The sequence below is a fragment of the Candidatus Flexicrinis affinis genome (assembly GCA_016716525.1).
Taxonomy (GTDB): Bacteria; Chloroflexota; Anaerolineae; order Aggregatilineales; family Phototrophicaceae; genus Flexicrinis; species Flexicrinis affinis.
On the sequence record JADJWE010000001.1, the window covers coordinates 1,021,815 to 1,037,445 of the forward strand.

14 protein-coding genes are annotated in these 15,631 nt (G+C 62.2%); 6 read left to right on the forward strand and 8 right to left on the reverse strand.

Features of this window, described 5'->3' with window-relative positions; all coding sequences use genetic code 11:
• Positions 1-24: 24 nt before the first annotated feature.
• From IPM16_04315 to IPM16_04335, 5 genes are all read left to right on the forward strand, one after another.
• Positions 25-1,869, forward strand: coding sequence for a dynamin family protein (locus IPM16_04315; GenBank protein MBK9122333.1), 1,845 nt, complete (start codon positions 25-27; stop codon positions 1,867-1,869).
• A gap of 1 nt (position 1,870) precedes the next feature.
• Positions 1,871-3,640: a dynamin family protein gene (locus tag IPM16_04320; protein ID MBK9122334.1), complete on the forward strand. Its 1,770-nt coding sequence runs from the start codon at positions 1,871-1,873 to the stop codon at positions 3,638-3,640.
• Between the two features lie 117 nt (positions 3,641-3,757).
• Positions 3,758-4,858, forward strand: a complete 1,101-nt coding sequence (locus IPM16_04325; protein MBK9122335.1) for a ScyD/ScyE family protein — start codon at positions 3,758-3,760, stop codon at positions 4,856-4,858.
• Positions 4,859-4,870: 12 nt separating this feature from the next.
• A complete protein-coding gene (locus IPM16_04330; protein MBK9122336.1) occupies positions 4,871-5,593 on the forward strand; it encodes a YceI family protein in 723 nt (240 codons plus the stop codon).
• 111 nt (positions 5,594-5,704) lie between these two features.
• Complete coding sequence (locus tag IPM16_04335; GenBank protein MBK9122337.1) at positions 5,705-7,486, forward strand: DUF389 domain-containing protein; 1,782 nt, start codon at positions 5,705-5,707, stop codon at positions 7,484-7,486.
• 7 nt (positions 7,487-7,493) lie between these two features.
• Here IPM16_04335 and IPM16_04340 read toward each other — a convergent pair whose 3' ends face one another.
• From IPM16_04340 to IPM16_04350, 3 genes are read right to left on the reverse strand one after another with little or no spacing between them, the layout of a single operon-like run.
• Positions 7,494-8,261, reverse strand: coding sequence for a 3-hydroxyacyl-CoA dehydrogenase (locus tag IPM16_04340; GenBank protein ID MBK9122338.1), 768 nt, complete (start codon positions 8,259-8,261; stop codon positions 7,494-7,496).
• Between the two features lie 33 nt (positions 8,262-8,294).
• Positions 8,295-8,918 carry a hypothetical protein gene (locus IPM16_04345; GenBank protein MBK9122339.1) on the reverse strand — a complete coding sequence of 208 codons (624 nt, stop codon included), beginning with the start codon at positions 8,916-8,918 and terminating at the stop codon, positions 8,295-8,297.
• Positions 8,919-8,921: 3 nt separating this feature from the next.
• A complete protein-coding gene (locus IPM16_04350; protein ID MBK9122340.1) occupies positions 8,922-9,695 on the reverse strand; it encodes a metallophosphoesterase family protein in 774 nt (257 codons plus the stop codon).
• 161 nt (positions 9,696-9,856) lie between these two features.
• On the opposite strand from IPM16_04350, the gene IPM16_04355 reads away from it, so the two are divergent.
• Complete coding sequence (locus IPM16_04355; GenBank protein ID MBK9122341.1) at positions 9,857-11,284, forward strand: LysM peptidoglycan-binding domain-containing protein; 1,428 nt, start codon at positions 9,857-9,859, stop codon at positions 11,282-11,284.
• Positions 11,285-11,408: 124 nt separating this feature from the next.
• On the opposite strand, the gene IPM16_04360 is transcribed toward IPM16_04355, so the two are convergent.
• The 5 genes from IPM16_04360 to murJ all read right to left on the reverse strand — a co-directional run bounded on the left by IPM16_04360 (position 11,409) and on the right by murJ (position 15,630).
• Complete coding sequence (locus IPM16_04360; GenBank protein MBK9122342.1) at positions 11,409-11,876, reverse strand: DinB family protein; 468 nt, start codon at positions 11,874-11,876, stop codon at positions 11,409-11,411.
• 77 nt (positions 11,877-11,953) lie between these two features.
• Complete coding sequence (locus IPM16_04365; protein MBK9122343.1) at positions 11,954-12,868, reverse strand: hypothetical protein; 915 nt, start codon at positions 12,866-12,868, stop codon at positions 11,954-11,956.
• 4 nt (positions 12,869-12,872) lie between these two features.
• On the reverse strand, positions 12,873-13,352 hold the full coding sequence (locus tag IPM16_04370; protein ID MBK9122344.1) for a hypothetical protein: 480 nt from the start codon (positions 13,350-13,352) through the stop codon (positions 12,873-12,875).
• Positions 13,349-13,999 carry an MBL fold metallo-hydrolase gene (locus IPM16_04375; protein ID MBK9122345.1) on the reverse strand — a complete coding sequence of 217 codons (651 nt, stop codon included), beginning with the start codon at positions 13,997-13,999 and terminating at the stop codon, positions 13,349-13,351. Before IPM16_04375 ends, IPM16_04370 begins: the two co-directional genes overlap by 4 nt.
• Positions 13,996-15,630, reverse strand: coding sequence for a murein biosynthesis integral membrane protein MurJ (gene murJ / locus IPM16_04380; protein MBK9122346.1), 1,635 nt, complete (start codon positions 15,628-15,630; stop codon positions 13,996-13,998). The genes IPM16_04375 and murJ overlap by 4 nt, the downstream gene beginning before the upstream one ends.
• Between the last annotated feature and the right edge of the window lies 1 nt (position 15,631).

The window sequence follows — 15,631 nt, forward strand, 5'->3', positions numbered from 1 at the left end:
ACACGCACGGGAAAGGTGCATGCCGTGGCTGATCTAGTAAGCGAAAACCGGCTGACGCGCGAATACGACGGCCTCCGCCGCCGCGAGTTCACCGTAATCACCGACCTGCTCGAGGTCCTACCAAACATCGATGGCCTCGATCCGGTCAACGCCGAACAGGCGCGTGACGCGCTGTTCCATGCCGACAATCCGTACCTAATCGTCTTTGTGGGCTCGTTTAGTTCGGGCAAAAGCAGCCTGATCAACGCGCTGCTTGGCTCCGGCGACATCCTGCCCGTCGGGCCGATCCCGACGACTGACCGAATCAGCATCATGCGCTTCGGGGAGCAGGCGTCACGTATCGTCAGCGGCGACATCGACACCGTTATGTATCCGGCGCCAATCCTCAACAAGGTCAGCCTTGTCGATACGCCGGGGCTGGAGAGCATCTTCCAGACCCACGAGAGTATCACGCGGCGCTTTCTCCACCGCGCGGACACGGTGTTCTATGTCATGCTGGCGACGCAGGCGATGAGTGCCAGCAGTCTGCAATCGCTTCAGACCCTGCGCGATTACGGCAAGAAGGTCATCATCCTCGTCAACCAGAGCGACCTCCTGAGCGAAGACGAGCGCACAGCCGTCCAGAAGTACGTGACGGAACACAGCCAAGCGCAGCTTGGTCTGCCGGTGCCCGTGTGGATGGTGTCCGCCAAGCTTGGCCTTACCGCGCAGACCGAGGACGATGAGGTGACGTGGCGCGCCAGCGGCCTCGGCCAAATCGAGCAGTATGTCGACTCGCAGTTGGACGACGCCGAGCGACTGCGCCAGAAACTGCTCACGCCGCTGCAGATCGCCGAGACAGCTGCCGCCCATGCTGTCGCGAAGTTGAAGTCGAACCAAGGTGCGCTCGATCACGCGCGGTCGATCTCAGAAAACGTCAAGCAGCAGCTTTCTGCACAGGAACGCGACCAGCAGCAAGTCATCCGCGACGCCGTTCAGCAAGTTGAAGCGCAGTTTGCGGAAGCGGCATCGCGCACAGGGTTGGCCGTCAGCGACATCTTTCAGCTCAACCGCGTGGTCGGCTCGGTGTGGCGTGGCGCACTCGAACTGGTCGGTATCGCCCGGCTGTTCCGCCGTGGTAAGACGCCAGAGTACGTCGTCAGCGCGTTCCAGCAGCGCGAAGTCTTCGCGCCGATTAACGGCCTCGGCCCGATCGTCGATAAGCTCGGCCCACAGCTCGAGGGCCGCGACCTAAAGGATTTCGACGAGCTGGCATCCTATACTCAGCGTGAGATCAAGGGGCTGCCGGCCGCGATTCAGGACAAAGTCATTGGCACGCCGCAGGCTCCGATCACGTACGACCGCAAACCGCTGCAAGAAGTCCGTCCCGTTCTCACGCGCTCCGAGGAAGACGTACGCAAGCTGGGTTCCGAGGACTTCGCGCGGTCAGCGCGGAGCGCGGTCGTCTACCTCGCGCTGTGGGAGCTGTTGATCGTCGTGTTCGGAGTGGTGATCTTCGCAAGCGGTGTGCTGGGCGACAACGGTCAAGCTACGCTCATCACGCTGGTTCTGCTGCTTGCGCTGGCGATGGTCGGACTGCTGATCATGCCGATTGTCGGGCGAGCCATCGCGGCGCGCCTCAAGACGCGCATCTTCGCGGTCCAGACCGAGTACGCTAAAGCGCTGCAGAAGGCCGCCGATGCGCAGCTCGAATATGCAATGCGCCTGCGACGGGACGCCACGGCACCCCTGACAAGACTGGTCGATGGACAGGCAGAGTTGCACAATCAGCAGTTGGTTCGGCTGCATGCCGTAGAGACTGAACTGAACCGCTTGGAACAAGACGTCAACAAGCTTGGACGTAAGAGCTTGTTCGGACTGCGAGGCTAACATGGTGCAAATGACCCCGGTGGGAACCGGCGCGCTCGAAGCGCTTCGTGAACAGACGATTCACCTGCTGACGGACATCGCTGCCGCGCTCTCCGGACTCAACGACGGCGCGCAGGCTGACCGGACGCGATTGCAGGATATGGCATCCGACCTGCGCGAGGCGTTCTTCCTCGTCGCTATCATCGGCGAATTCAACGCGGGTAAGTCCACGTTCATCAACGCGCTTCTGGGCGAGCCGCTGCTGCCGATGGGGATCACGCCCACCACCGAGGCGATTGAGTTGGTGCGGTACGGATCGCAGGCCGTTCGCGTCCCGACGGTTCGGCAGGACAGCAGCACCCGTGAATGGTCGCACCCGAACACCGGCGGACCGGGTGTCGCGTTGGTCGATACGCCGGGGACGGGTTCGGTATTCCAACGGCACGAGACGACTGCGAAGTCGTTCCTGCACCGTTCCGATCTGGTGATCTTCGTCCTGTCGGCAAAGCGCGCGCTGGCGGACGCGGAGCGCCTCTACCTCGACCTTGCCATGCAGTACGGCAAGAAGATCATCCTTGTCGTGAATCAGATTGATCTGCTAGATCCAAACGAACGGGAGACGGTCCGCCGGTTCATCGAGCAGCAGGTCAAGCAGCACCTGAACCTTGCCCCGCTGATCTTCATGGTGAGCGCCAAGGATGCGCTTGCCGGTGCTGACGGCGGCATGGGGGCGGTCAAGGCGCATCTACGCGGCGTGCTGGCCCAGACGCCGCCGGCCCAGCAGAAGCTGCTTGCGCAGTTGGACACCGCGGCGCAAGTCGTTCGTCGCTACGTCCGGCAGCTCGAAGACAAGTACGATGCCGTGAGCGCGGACTCGACGCGGGCAAAGACGATCCGCAGCGAGCTAGAACAGCAATCCATCTCTCTTGCCGATCCTCTGAAGTCTGCACGCCTCGAGATCGACAAGGTGTTTCTGGCCCTGCGCGAACGGGGAATGGCATTCATCGATGCGAACCTCAACGTGCGCCTATTCGGCGGGGCACCCAGCAAGGAACGCCTTCAGACGGAGTTTCACGATCAGGTCTTGGGCCGTGCCTCGCGCGACATCAGCGACGCGGCGTCCGCCTACGTTAACGCGCTCGTCGACAACAGCCGCGTGTACTGGCGCGGCGTGATCGACCGGCTCAACCGCCTCAAGGATGTTCTGGAGGGCGAGGTTGTGGGCTTCGACGCGACGACCTACGCGCAGCAGCGAGAGGGACTGGACGAAGCCATTCGGATCGCCGAGACCGAGCTGAAGTCGTACGAGTCCGGGCAGGTGATCGGCGATATGCACCGGCTGTTCGAGTCGAACCTGTCGGGTCTGCGCAACAGCCTGCTCAGCGCGTTTGGCGGCCTCGTCGTGCTGCTGCTTGGTCTGGCGGGCGGGGCGCTGCCCGGCGGTGTGGCTGCGGCGCCGCTGGCGATACCCGCCGTGATCGCCGGCGCGGTGCTCGCGCTTCCCGGCAGCCTGCTGATGATCCGCTATTTGCGGCGCATTGCCGTCGAGACGAAGCAGGACTTCAACCACCGAATCGACCGGCTGCAAAAGACCTATCACGCGGCGCTTGACGACCTCACCAGCAAGGAACGGTCGCGCCTTGCTCAGTACGGCATGCAGGTGCTGACGCCCATTTTCAGCCGGCTTGAAACGATTGCGACACAAAGTAAGGAACGGCTTGAGAAGTTCCGTACGTTTGACCAACGCATCGTTGTGCTGAAGAGCACCGTTGAGGCGGAATCCGCACCCTAAAGCAGAATACTCACGGGAACCTCATCTGCTGGTCGCGCGCGTATAACAATTGTGCGTATCCTGAGAAGCTAGGATAGGGCACTCTATCCGCGTGACCAGAATAGAGAGGGGATTGTCATGCTGCGATTGAAGATAGTCGCGATCGGTGCTGCTCTTGGCGTGCTGCTGACCGGGGTGGTTGGCGCGCAGTCAGGCCCGTCCGCGAGTGGACTGCTCTCGCCGAGGCACATTGCCTACGACGCGTCCGGAACGTTGTGGATCGCCGAGGCTGGGGCTGGTGGAGATGTAGCGACAGACGGGCCCCTCGGGCCCGCGCTTGCCGGGCTTACTGGACAGGTATCGACACTCGGCACCGATGGCACGCAGGCGGTATATGCCAGCAACTTGCCGAGTATGAACTGGGGCTTTGACGAGATCGTCGGTGTGCACGCGGCAGTACCGGTAGACGATCTGCTATACCTCGTTGTTGGCAATGGCGGCGGAGACGCAACGGGATCGTTGGGACGTGGCCTCGTACTGTGGGACATGGAGTCCGAGTCGATCGCCGTTTCGCTGGATACGCTGGCCGCGGAAAGCGCGCTTAACCCAGACGGCGAGATCATCGATAGCAATCCAATGGACATCGCCTTTGCGCCCGACGGCACGATTTACCTGGCAGACGCTGGCGCAAACACGGTTTGGCGTGTCGTACCGGGTGTCGCTGAACTTCAAGTATTCGCTGCTTGGACTGATAATCCCGTGCCGACGTCGGTTGAGGTGGATTCCGAAGGCTCCGTCTATGTCGGCTTCCTGAGCGGTTTCCCGCATGTCGAAGGCAGCGCACGGGTGGAGAAGTGGTCGAGCAGCGGGACGTTGGTCGAAACAATCTCCGGCCTGACGGCGGTTGTCGACCTTGCCATGGACTCGACCGGGTTGTACGCCGTGGAATATGGGCGTTATGGCGACAACGGCTTCATCCCGGCAACAGGACAGGTCGTGCGTGTGGACCCGGCAGGCACCCAACCCGTCGCCACCGGATTGAATTACCCGTTTGGTCTGGCGCTCTCGCCTTCGGGCGTATGGATGGTGTCGTTCGATACGAGCTTCGCCAACGCTCCGGGTAACGGCCGCGTCGGTTCGCTCGAAGATGCGGCCGCGGCTGGTGCGCAGGTGCCTCAGATCGCACCGACCGCCACGGAAGAAGTTGTTCCAGCGGCGACCGCTGAAGTGTCAGGATAGGGAGAACAAGTCATGCTCAAGCGCCCTGTCCCACTATGGGTACTTATCGTCGCCGTGCTGATTGCGTTAGGGGTCGGCTCGGTTGGCGGAGTACTGGGCTACACCTACTTTGTCGGCGGATCGGGCGAGGCCAGCCGCGACGTTAGCGCTGAGGGTGGCGATAGTTCGGCCGCCCCGGGCGCGACGACGTTTGTGCTCTCGCCTGAGAACTCTCAGGTGAGCTTCACACTGCTCGAGGACTTGCGCGGCGTGCGGACGACGGTCGTTGGCACGACTAACCAAGTCGGCGGAACGATCTCGGTCGACCTTGCGAATCCAGAAAATTCGTCGGTGGGTCCGATCGAAATCAATTTGCGCACGCTGGCGACCGACAACGAGTTTCGCAACCGCGCGATTCGGGCAGAAATCCTCGAATCGGCCCGCACCGAGTACGAGTTCACGACTTTTACGCCGACAGCGATTAGCGGCTTGCCTGAACGGGTCAGCGTGGGCGATACGTTTACGTTTACCGTTACAGGCGATCTGCCGATTCGCCAGATCACCAACTCGGTGACGTTTGATGTGACCATAACTTTGGTCTCGGAAACCGAGCTGACCGGATCAGCAGAGGCAACCGTCCTGCGCAGCGCGTACAACCTGCAAATCCCGACCGTGCCGGGCGTAGCGAACGTCACGGACGACGTGCTGCTGCAAATCCGCTTCGCCGCTGCGGCGCAGGCCCCTGCCGAGAGTTAGTACGCCCGGCTGAGATATGACGATCGTTAGCAAGCGGCGGCGTCCACGTGGACACCGCCGCTTTTCTGTGTGTACACTCGGTGCCGGACTTCGCAAGCAAAGGTCACGACCATGGCGCGCCCAGCCCGTCTTCAGCGGCTCAAGCGAGTACTCGTTCCGGTATCCGATCCTAAGACCGCACCGAGCTTGCTTCGCGCCGCCGCGTCGCTCGTAACGTACGACAAAGGGGAGCTCGTCGCCGTTACGATTGGCGGAGAAAACACAGAGGACGATTCGGAACTACGGGACGAGTTGACGCCCGCGATCAGCGAACTGCGCGAACAGGGATGGTCAATCCGTTTTGTGTCGCGCCTCAATTCGAGCGTGACCCGTGGCATCCTCGACCTTGCACGTGAAATTCGGGCCGATGCGATCCTCGTCGGACAGCGACGCGATCGGAAAGGAGCGTTCGACCTGTCGACGATAGTGGAGGGGCTGCTCACCGCGGCGCCTTGTGACGTACTGATCTACCAACCGGCGAAGTCGGCAGACGTCAAACGCATCGTGATGTTGATGAACGGCGCATCCGCCGGGCGCGCTGCCACCGCGGTCGGTGCGCAGTTGGCCGAGCAGCGCGGGATCCCGGCCGAAGCCGTGTTCGCGGTGAAGGGTTCAGATCTGCGGGACTCGGCACAGTCGGCGCTCGATCGAGTGTTGGCGGAACTTGAGAACGGAACGCACGTGGAGGGCAAGGTCGTCGAAGCGGAGAACACGGCCAAAGCGATCCTTGCACGTTCCGACGAGCACGCACTGCTGGTCACCGGTGTCATCGATCGACCGGGCGACCCCGATCAGTGGTTTGATAAGTCCGTAGGCGAAATCCTTGCAGATGCCGACGGACCCGTGCTCGTCACGACCAGCCTCAGGCGGCTAAGCGCGCCCGTGCTGTCACGCTGGTTCGCGTCACGGGTGGCATGGCTGCGCCCGCTGATGACCCGCCCGGAGCGCGAGGAGGTACTGTCGATCAGCGACAGCGCATCGCGGCCGTCGCTGGACTACGTCGTGCTGATCGTGATCTCTGCGATGATTGCGACGCTCGGCCTCCTGCTCGATAGCTCAGCCGTTGTTATCGGTGCGATGCTGATTGCGCCCTTGATGCAGCCCCTTATTGCAACCGCCGCCGGGTTCGCGGCCCCTCGCTTTCCCACCGCGCTGCATGGTCTTTGGACGCTCGTCGTCGGCATTGCCGCAGCCTTGCTTGTCGCGGGCTTGCTCGGCGTGCTCACGGCGACGACCGTACCTACGCAAGAGATGCTCAACCGGGGGGCGCCGTCGCTGCCGGACGCATTCGTCGCGTTGGCGTCCGGATTCATCGGGGCGTACGCGATGGCCCGTAAGGACATTCCCTCTGCGGCTGTCGGTGTTGCGATCGCCGCGTCGTTGATGCCGCCGCTATGTACGGTGGGCCTTGCCGCGGTCATGGGCGAGTCGGCTCTGGCGTCCGGTGCGGCCCTGTTGTTCTTCGTCAACATCGTGTGCATCGTATCGTCCACGGCCCTCGTGCTGACATGGCTCGGTATGGCGCAAGGCAAGCGTGAACGTCAATTCGCGCGCGTGTCGCTGGCGGTGCTGGCGTCGCTGTCGATTTTTGCGATCTATCAGATCGTGATCTTGACGCAGTCGCAGCAGGAGGACGAGGAAGTTGCGCAGCTTCTGCGCGACGGCCTTGCTCCGGCTGAGGTGGTAGACATCGAGACGACCGAAGGCGATACGCTTGAGTTCCTCGTGACGCTGCGTGTCGATTCCGATCAGCCGCTGCCCGACGCGGACCAACTTCTGACACCGCTCACGGAGCTCTCCGGGCAGCCGGTCGTGCTGCGCCTAATTCCCGAATACGTCTATACGGTTCGGTAGACGAACGCTAACGTGGCGCCATTCTCAACGCGCCGTCCAGCCGCACGGTCTCGCCGTTCAACATCGGATTGGCGATAATCGCCTCGACCATCTGCGCGTACTCTTCGGGACGACCCAACCGGGACGGGAACGGCACCTGCTGACCGAGCGATTCACGCGCGGCTTCGGGCAGTCCGGCCAACAACGGCGTGTCGAACAACCCGGGTGCGATCGTGACGACGCGTATTCCGACCCGCGAGAGGTCACGGGCAATCGGCAGCGTCATGCCGACGATTCCGCCCTTGGATGCCGAATATGCCGCCTGCCCAATCTGACCATCGAAGGCCGCGACAGACGCGGTGTTGACGATGACTCCCCGCTCGCCGTCGGCGTTCGCGGGTCTTTCGGCCATGACGGCAGCGGCAAGCCGGATAGCGTTGAAGGTCCCGATCAGATTGACGCGGATTACCCGCTCGAAGAGATCGAGCGCGTGCGGCCCTTCCTTGGTCAGGGTGCGCATCGCCGGGCCGATTCCCGCGCAGTTGACAAGTGCATTGAGGCCGCCGAATTCGGCCACGGCCAGATCGACCGCGGCCTGCAGTTGACCGGAGTCTGTGACGTCGACGCGAAAAAAGCGCGCACTGCTGCCGAGTGCCTGCGCATGCGTCAAGCCCACCTGTTCATTGACGTCAGCGATGACGACTTTGGCGCCCGACTTCACCAACCGAGCGGCGGTTGCGCCGCCCAGCCCGGAAGCCCCGCCGGTAACGAGTGCGACGATGGTTGAAAGCTGCATGTTGAAACAATCCTTTTCCGTATCTACAGACGATCACGCTTTACCTAGGAACTCGACTGAAAAGTCGAACGCGATGACATACGACTCGTCAAGCAGAAGTACCTTGCGCTTCCGCGACCGACCATGCTCGTCGTCTGATTGTGCCTCGCTCAAGATGCGGGTTTCGAGGCCGTGCGATTCGAGGACGGGTGCGAGCGTGTGGGCGAGTGGAAGCGGCATTTGACCGAGCAGGTCGCCGCCACCTTGCAGAAGCGAGAGCAGCGGCTTGCTCGTGTTCAAGTACTGGGGCGGGTGGCGCCATGGCCCAAACGCCGAAGCGTATGCCTGCATCAAATCGATGAACAAGGCACTGGTGTCATCGGGCGTGCCACGGAAGAACAGACCTGCGGGGTCGCTGTTGTAGGCCAGGAGCAGCGGGTGCTCGTCAAGAATCCTGATCGACCCAAACAGCCCAAGGCTTAGGTTGTGCTCTGCGACACCGATCGCGCGTACGACGTAGCGCCTCCGGTCGACCAGCGCCGGTTGGCCGGGGACTTCTTCCGCCGCCGCGACGATCAACTGAAGTGTTTCGGGCACCGCGTCGAGCTGCGCCATGATCAGTACGCCGAAGTGCGTATCGCCGGCAAGATCGTCGAGAAGCTGCTGCGTGCGCGGCATGGGCTATGTGCTGGGCCGCAGTTTGCCCGACAGCCACTCCGGATTCGGATGCCCGACCGTGCGCGCGTCCTGTACGACCGCGTCGACGTCGTAGGGCAGACTTCTCAGGTCAATCGACACATTGCCGTCATCGAACGTTAGGATGGCGTATTGTGCAAAGCCGGGCCGATCGAAGGACATCCCAACTGCGCCCGGGTTCACGATGTGCCAATGTCCGGCGATGCGGTTCAGCTGGCGGTGCGTATGCCCGCCGATGCCGAGCCGGCCTTCGCGGTCAAGCATGTAGTCGGCGACGAGTTCGTCCGGCGTCGAATCGGTGAGGAATGCTTCGTCGTCGCCGGGAACCGCATGGAAACCGATCACGACGCCGTAGCCGGGCACGTTGGTCGCTAACTCCCGACGCAGGAGGGTGCGCAAGAACTTGTAGTTCTCCCAGTCCAGCGCGCCCATCGACCAGTTCAGCATCGTATCTCGCGTCTGCAGTTCGCCGGCGAGCCGCTTGAGTTCGACTTCGTCTTGAGCCGCGCCGACGCGAAGCCGTTCGCCCCCGATCAGATAGCGGTCGGTGTTTCCGCCGATGACTTTGAATGTCTTACCCTCGTCTGCTTCGCCAAGCCGGCGGATGGTATCGACACACTCGAGCGGGCGCGGGCCGAAGGCCGCCAGATCGCCCAGACACCACGTGACATCGAACGGACCGCTAGCTGCCAGATCTTCCAGAATGACGTTCAGGGCAGCAAGGTTTCCATGGATGTCGGACAGCACGGCAAGCCGCATGTTCAGACCCTCTAAACGAGTTTGTCCTGATACTACCATAGCCGCTCAGCGGCACACAGCCGTCGACATTAAAAAAGTGTAACACCTTGATTTGGCGCAGTCTCTCCGCGTGCGTGGTATATTCACGGTAGCGCCAGTCGGGCCATTAGAGGAAATTGATTATGCGTCGTCTCGTGTTTGTCTGTCTGCTCATCGCACTTCTCGGAATCGCTGTGCCTGCTGCTACGGCCCAGACCGAGCAGGAACAGGTCTACACGGTGCAATACGGCGACACGCTGTATCGCATCAGCCTGCGTTTCGGCGTATCGGTTACGGCCATCGCCCAACGCAACAATATCGCCAACATCAACCTGATCTATGCCGGTCAGCGGCTGGTTATCCCCGGTGGCGGTGGGACCACGCCCCCAACCCAACCGACCAGCGCGCCGGGCGGTGGCACGCCGTCAGTGTATGTCGTCGTGCGCGGTGACACATTGGGCCGAATCGCCCAGCGCTTCGGCACGACGGTGTCGGCCATCGCGCAGTTGAACGGTATCGCCAACGTCAACCTGATCTTCGTCGGCCAGCGGCTGCAGATTCCGGGTGGTAGTGGCGGACCAGCGCCGACACAGCCCCCCGGTCAGCCCACTGCTGTCGCGACCGTGCCCGGTGGGGCCGGCTTGACGACGTTCGTGCTTGGCGGGCACATCCAAAGCTACGCGTTCGTAGACCAGATGCGCTCTGCGAAGATGACATGGGTCAAGCAGCAGCTTCGTTGGAACCGCGGCGATCCGGCAAGCGTGGCCGCGGGTGCCATTCAGGCGGCCCACGATCGTGGCTTCAAGATTCTGCTTTCGGTCGTCGGCTATCCCGAGCAGTTCGGGGGCAACCCGCAGCAGTACTATCAGGAATTTGCGTCGTTCCTCGCCGGTGTCGCGCAGCTAGGCGCTGACGGCATCGAGGTGTGGAACGAGCCGAACATCGATCGCGAGTGGCCGAACGGACAGGTCAACGGGGCCAATTACACCCAAATGCTCGCCGCGGCCTACAACGCCATCAAGAGCGCCAACGGGAACACGGTGGTGATCAGCGGCGCACCGTCGCCGACCGGGTTCTGGGGTGGGCAGTGCCAGGCGGCTGGCTGCGACGACAACATCTTCATCAGCCAGATGCGCAACGCCGGTGCTGCCAACTACATGGACTGCGTCGGTATTCACTACAATGAAGGTATCCTGCCGCCGACCGCGCGCAGCGGTGACCCGCGTGGAAACTCCGGCCACTACACGCGCTACTACGGCACAATGGTCGACCTGTACGCCGGGGCATTCCCCAGCAAGCCGTTGTGCTTCACCGAACTCGGCTACCTGTCGCCCGAAGGCTTTGGCCCGCTACCCGGCGGATTTGCGTGGGCCGCCGATACGAGCGTGCAGGAACAGGCGCAGTGGTTGGGCGACGCCGTCCGGCTTTCGCGCCAAGGCGGGCGTGTGCGCATGTTGATCGTGTGGAACGTGGACTTCACCTCATACGGCGAAGACCCGCAGGCTGGTTACGCAATCGTGCGCAACGGCCAGTGCCTCGCCTGCGCGACACTCGCTGCCGCGATGCCGTAGCCGGCACCCAGGCTCGCTTGAACAAACGCCCCCGTATCGAAGCAGGTACGGGGGCGTCTCTTAGGGGGCGACTGAGAAGACCTTGCACGTTGCGACGCTGTCGCAAGCCCCGCCAGAAGTCTCCTTACCCGATCCATTGCCGCCACTGCAGTGGCATCTCTTTGCCGAGCGCTCGTAGATACACACTGCACTTGCCGCAGTGAATCAGGAGCGCCTCGCGGTAGGTGTGGAACTGCCCGCCGAGCGGCATCATGAAGCCCCCGGCACGATCGACCGCCTTGGTCTGGAAGTCTGCATCCGGAATCGCATTGAGCGTGGCGTCCAGCTCGGCATCGAGCTGCGCGTACCACGCCACGAGTGCCGCGACGCTCGACTCGTACGACGGGTCGTCCGAGCGCATTCCCCACGGCATCTTGAGCGTCTTGAACGATTCGATGTACATGCGCTCGACATCGCCCATCTCCCGGCACCACTGGCCTAATGTCGGATTGCCGTCGATCTGAAAGCTCAGATCCGCATCGGTGAGCATCTCCATCATCTGAGTTCGCAGCGCGGTCGTCATGTGCAGGATATTGAGTTCTTGCGGGTTCATTCCGTGTCCTCCGCGGCAGATGTCTCACAACTCCATGGTACACCTGTTGTCAGGTGCCAGCCGAAGCGTACGAGCGGTCAGCCGATGCCGAGCGCGTCGAGGATGCGCGGCGTGATGTGCGTGAGGTCGCTGTACCCGTCGGCGAAGGCATGGCGCGCAGCCCCGATAACGACCGTCGGGACGGCATTCTCGGTGTGCTTCCCGTGATCGAGCGCTTCGAAATTGCCGTGGTCGCTGGTAACGATCATTAGCCCTTCGTCGTCGTCCCATGCGTCGAGCGCACCCGACAGCACACGGTCGATGGTCTCGATGAGCTTGACGCCATCCTCGAACGGCCCGCGATGGCCGATGATGTCGGTGAACCAGTGGCTGAAGAACGCGAAGTCGTACTTGCGCGAGACCTCGACCATGCGCCGGCCAGCGTCCTCGGGGGAATGGGTAGGAGCGTTTGGAAATCCGAGGTACTCGCGCCATGCGCGGGCCGTCCAGTCTTCGCTGAGCGCGTCGCCGCTGAGAAGATCGTCGGCGGTGTGCAGCGCAAGCCCGGCTGCCCACGCCGCATGTTGGATGCTCGAACGCAGCGTCTTGCCGCGGTTGATATCGTGGTGCAGGCGGGGCGGGTAAGCGTTGATCAAGTCCGCGCTGCGCCCTGCCTGAAGCACCGTCTTGAACAGGTTGGTCTCTTCAAGCAGTTGACGAGTCGGCGCGTCCGGCTTCGGCCCGTAGTGATAGCCTAGCCGCTGAGGCACGTTGATGCCGGTCAAGATCGCGGCTTGATTGCTGCCGCTCTGCGGACGGCCCGCGACGCCCAGCTTGGCGTCGGTCGGGATAAAGGCCGCACGGCCATTGTCTGAACGCACTGCCTCGGTCGTCCATCGTTGACCGGCGCTGAGCGATTCAAGGGTCGGAGTGTGTGCGGCGATCAGCGGATTGACGGTCGGGTCATCAGTGCCCAGGCCGACGCCGTCGATAAATACGAGCAGGACGTGCACGCCGTTAGCCCGCGATCAATGCGGCAAGCTGTTCGTTGGACGGCGGCGCATGATCGCGCCAAACTTCGTTCCCTGCGCTATCGATCAGCACGAACTCCGGCGTGAACGAGAATTTGAGCGCATCGCGAATCTGCTGACCGGTTTCGGAATGAATGTTCACGCGGACGATGTTGTAGTCGTCACCGAACTGCTCGGCGATCTCATCGACCTGCGGCCTGAAGACAAGGCACACGGTGCAGAAATTCGAGAAGAATTCCACCATCGTCGGTCTTCCGTTGCCAAGCAAGTCGTCCAGCGCCGCGGCGGAATCTACGTCGCCATCACCGGGCCGGAGCGCGAAAAATGCCCCAACAAATACTACGGCGATCACGACCTCGACCGGAATGATCCAGCGAAGTGCAATACGCCGGCGTAGGACCAGATAGGCCAGCGCCATAATGCCAGCGGCGATGAGCGGGAACGAGAATTGATTGAGGACGTTCATTCGGACGTGAGTTGAAGGTAGGGGTTATACCGGCGCTCTGCGCCGATGGTCGTCGCATCCCCATGCCCCGGTAAGACCTGTGTATCATCCTCTAGCGACATCAGTTTGTCAAATATAGAGCGAATGAGAGTGTCATGGTCTCCGCCGGGTAGATCGGTGCGGCCAATACTGCCTTGAAAGAGCGCATCGCCGCTGAATACGAGGTTCGCATCCGGCCACCAGAACGCGATATGCCCCGGCGAGTGGCCCGGCGTGAACAACGTCTTGAACGAGATGTTGCCAACGGTGATGGTCTCTTGCTCGTCGGTGAGCAGGCGGTCTGGCACAGCCGCTACGGGGAACGGCGTGCCGGTGAAGCGCAGTCCCTGTTCCGGCAGGCTGTTGAGCCAGCGCACGTCATCGGCGTGGATGTAGAACGGTGCGCCGGTCGCCTCTTTCACCGCCGCGCTGGCAAGCACGTGATCGAAATGACCGTGCGTCGCCAGAATCAACTTGAGCGTGAGATTGTTGTCGGTTAGCGTCTTCAACAGCAGTTCAGGCTGATCGACCGGGTCGATGAGCACCGTTTCACCGGTTGTGCTGTCCGATACGATGTAACAATTCGTGGCCGCGAGGCCAAGCGTGAGGACGCGGACTTCGAAGCTCATGGGGCCAATGCCTCGACCGCAGCTTCACGGCGGCGCAGCACGACATCGACAAGCACGCGAAGCTCACGGATTCGCAAGATGATCGCCATTCCGACGAACACGGCAGTACCGATCGCCGCGTTGGCCGCCACCTGAACGATCGTCCAAAGCAGCCCGCCCGGCAGGCCGAGCGCATCCCAAGCGGCGTTGAACGCAAAGATGACCACGCCCATCACCAGCGACGCAATTGTCACACGAACCAGCGTACGGGCAAGTGCGTCGCCTTCGATACCGGCCCAGCGGCGTCGCAAGATGAAGACCAAGATCCCGACCTCCGCCATCACGCCAAGCGAATTGGCGAGCGCCAATCCACCGACGAATCCGCGGTCGCTACCTTCTACTGTCGGGTCGATCGACAGCACGCCGCTCAATGCGAAAGAACCCACAAGGTTGATTGTCGCACCGACGAGCGCGGCGACAAACGGCGTGAACGTGTCCTTATCGGCGTAGAAGCTGCGTGCAACCACCTCCAAGACCGAATGTACGATCAGGCCGAGGCTGAAGCACACCAGCGTGCTGTAGACGAGCGCCGACGCCGATGAGTCGAACGCGCCGCGTTCTAGGAGTGAGATCAACGGTTGACCGGACACGACCAGCGCGACGGACGCCGGGATCGTCCCGATCAAGATGAACCGCACCGCGCCGGACATCGCCGACCGTTTGCCGTCGAGATTGCCGAGTTCGCTGAAGGCTGCCAGCGTTGGAAAGACCACGACGCCCATTGCGGTCCCAATCAACGTCTGCGGAATCTGCATCAGACGCCAACCCCAGTCGAGCGCGGCGACCGACCCCGTGCCCAGTCTCGACGCGATGTTGTTCATCACGAGGAAGTTCAGGCTGAATACGCCCAAACCGCCGATGCGCGGAATCATCAGCCGGATGATGCGCCACAACTGCGGGTCGCGCAGGCCAAGGCTGGGTGACCAGCGTGCTTTGAAGTGGATCAAGCCCGGCACTTGAATAACGAGGTGCATCGCAGCGCCCAGCACAGCGCCCATCGCAATTCCGTTCACGCCGAACGGCCCAAGGAGCACAATGACGCCGAACAGAATGCCGACGTCGAACATGATCGGTGCAAGGGCAGGCAGGAAGAAATGATTGTGGCTCTGCAAGATGCCCATGACGATGCCGCTGACCGAGAAGATCAGGGTGCTCACGAGCAAGAGACGCATCAGCTCGACGGTTTGCACTTGCGTTTCCGCGTCGAACCCCGGCGCAACAACCGACGACACCAACTGGGGTGCGAACACGAATACGATCGCGCTGACGACCAGCGTCACGGAGAAAATGAAGTTGATGACGTGGCTGGCGGTTCGCCATGCGTCGTCGCGCTTACCTTCGGCCAGCATACCGCTGAACACCGGCAGAAACGCGGTCGCCAGCGCGCCGCCGGAGATGAGCGTGAAGATCAGCTCCGGAATGCGGTTCGCGGCGACATAAGCGTCCCACTCACTGCCAAGACCGAACGCGTTCGCGATGACCACCGTTTGCAGCAGGCTGATGGCCTTCGCGACGGCGAAACTCACCATCACGACGGCCGTGGATCGCGCGATGCGGCGCGTCTGCTGATCGCGCGTCTCGGTTTGTGCCATG

Excerpts from the sequence above, each read along its gene's own strand:
- IPM16_04320 (MBK9122334.1), top strand. The coding sequence starts at position 1,871 with ATGGTGCAAATGACCCCGGTGGGAACCGGCGCGCTCGAAGCGCTTCGT.
- IPM16_04325 (MBK9122335.1), top strand. The coding sequence starts at position 3,758 with ATGCTGCGATTGAAGATAGTCGCGATCGGTGCTGCTCTTGGCGTGCTG.
- IPM16_04330 (MBK9122336.1), top strand. The coding sequence starts at position 4,871 with ATGCTCAAGCGCCCTGTCCCACTATGGGTACTTATCGTCGCCGTGCTG.
- IPM16_04335 (MBK9122337.1), top strand. The coding sequence starts at position 5,705 with ATGGCGCGCCCAGCCCGTCTTCAGCGGCTCAAGCGAGTACTCGTTCCG.
- IPM16_04340 (MBK9122338.1), bottom strand. The coding sequence starts at position 8,261 with ATGCAGCTTTCAACCATCGTCGCACTCGTTACCGGCGGGGCTTCCGGG.
- IPM16_04345 (MBK9122339.1), bottom strand. The coding sequence starts at position 8,918 with ATGCCGCGCACGCAGCAGCTTCTCGACGATCTTGCCGGCGATACGCAC.
- IPM16_04350 (MBK9122340.1), bottom strand. The coding sequence starts at position 9,695 with ATGCGGCTTGCCGTGCTGTCCGACATCCATGGAAACCTTGCTGCCCTG.
- IPM16_04355 (MBK9122341.1), top strand. The coding sequence starts at position 9,857 with ATGCGTCGTCTCGTGTTTGTCTGTCTGCTCATCGCACTTCTCGGAATC.
- IPM16_04360 (MBK9122342.1), bottom strand. The coding sequence starts at position 11,876 with ATGAACCCGCAAGAACTCAATATCCTGCACATGACGACCGCGCTGCGA.
- IPM16_04370 (MBK9122344.1), bottom strand. The coding sequence starts at position 13,352 with ATGAACGTCCTCAATCAATTCTCGTTCCCGCTCATCGCCGCTGGCATT.
- IPM16_04375 (MBK9122345.1), bottom strand. The coding sequence starts at position 13,999 with ATGAGCTTCGAAGTCCGCGTCCTCACGCTTGGCCTCGCGGCCACGAAT.
- murJ (MBK9122346.1), bottom strand. The coding sequence starts at position 15,630 with ATGGCACAAACCGAGACGCGCGATCAGCAGACGCGCCGCATCGCGCGA.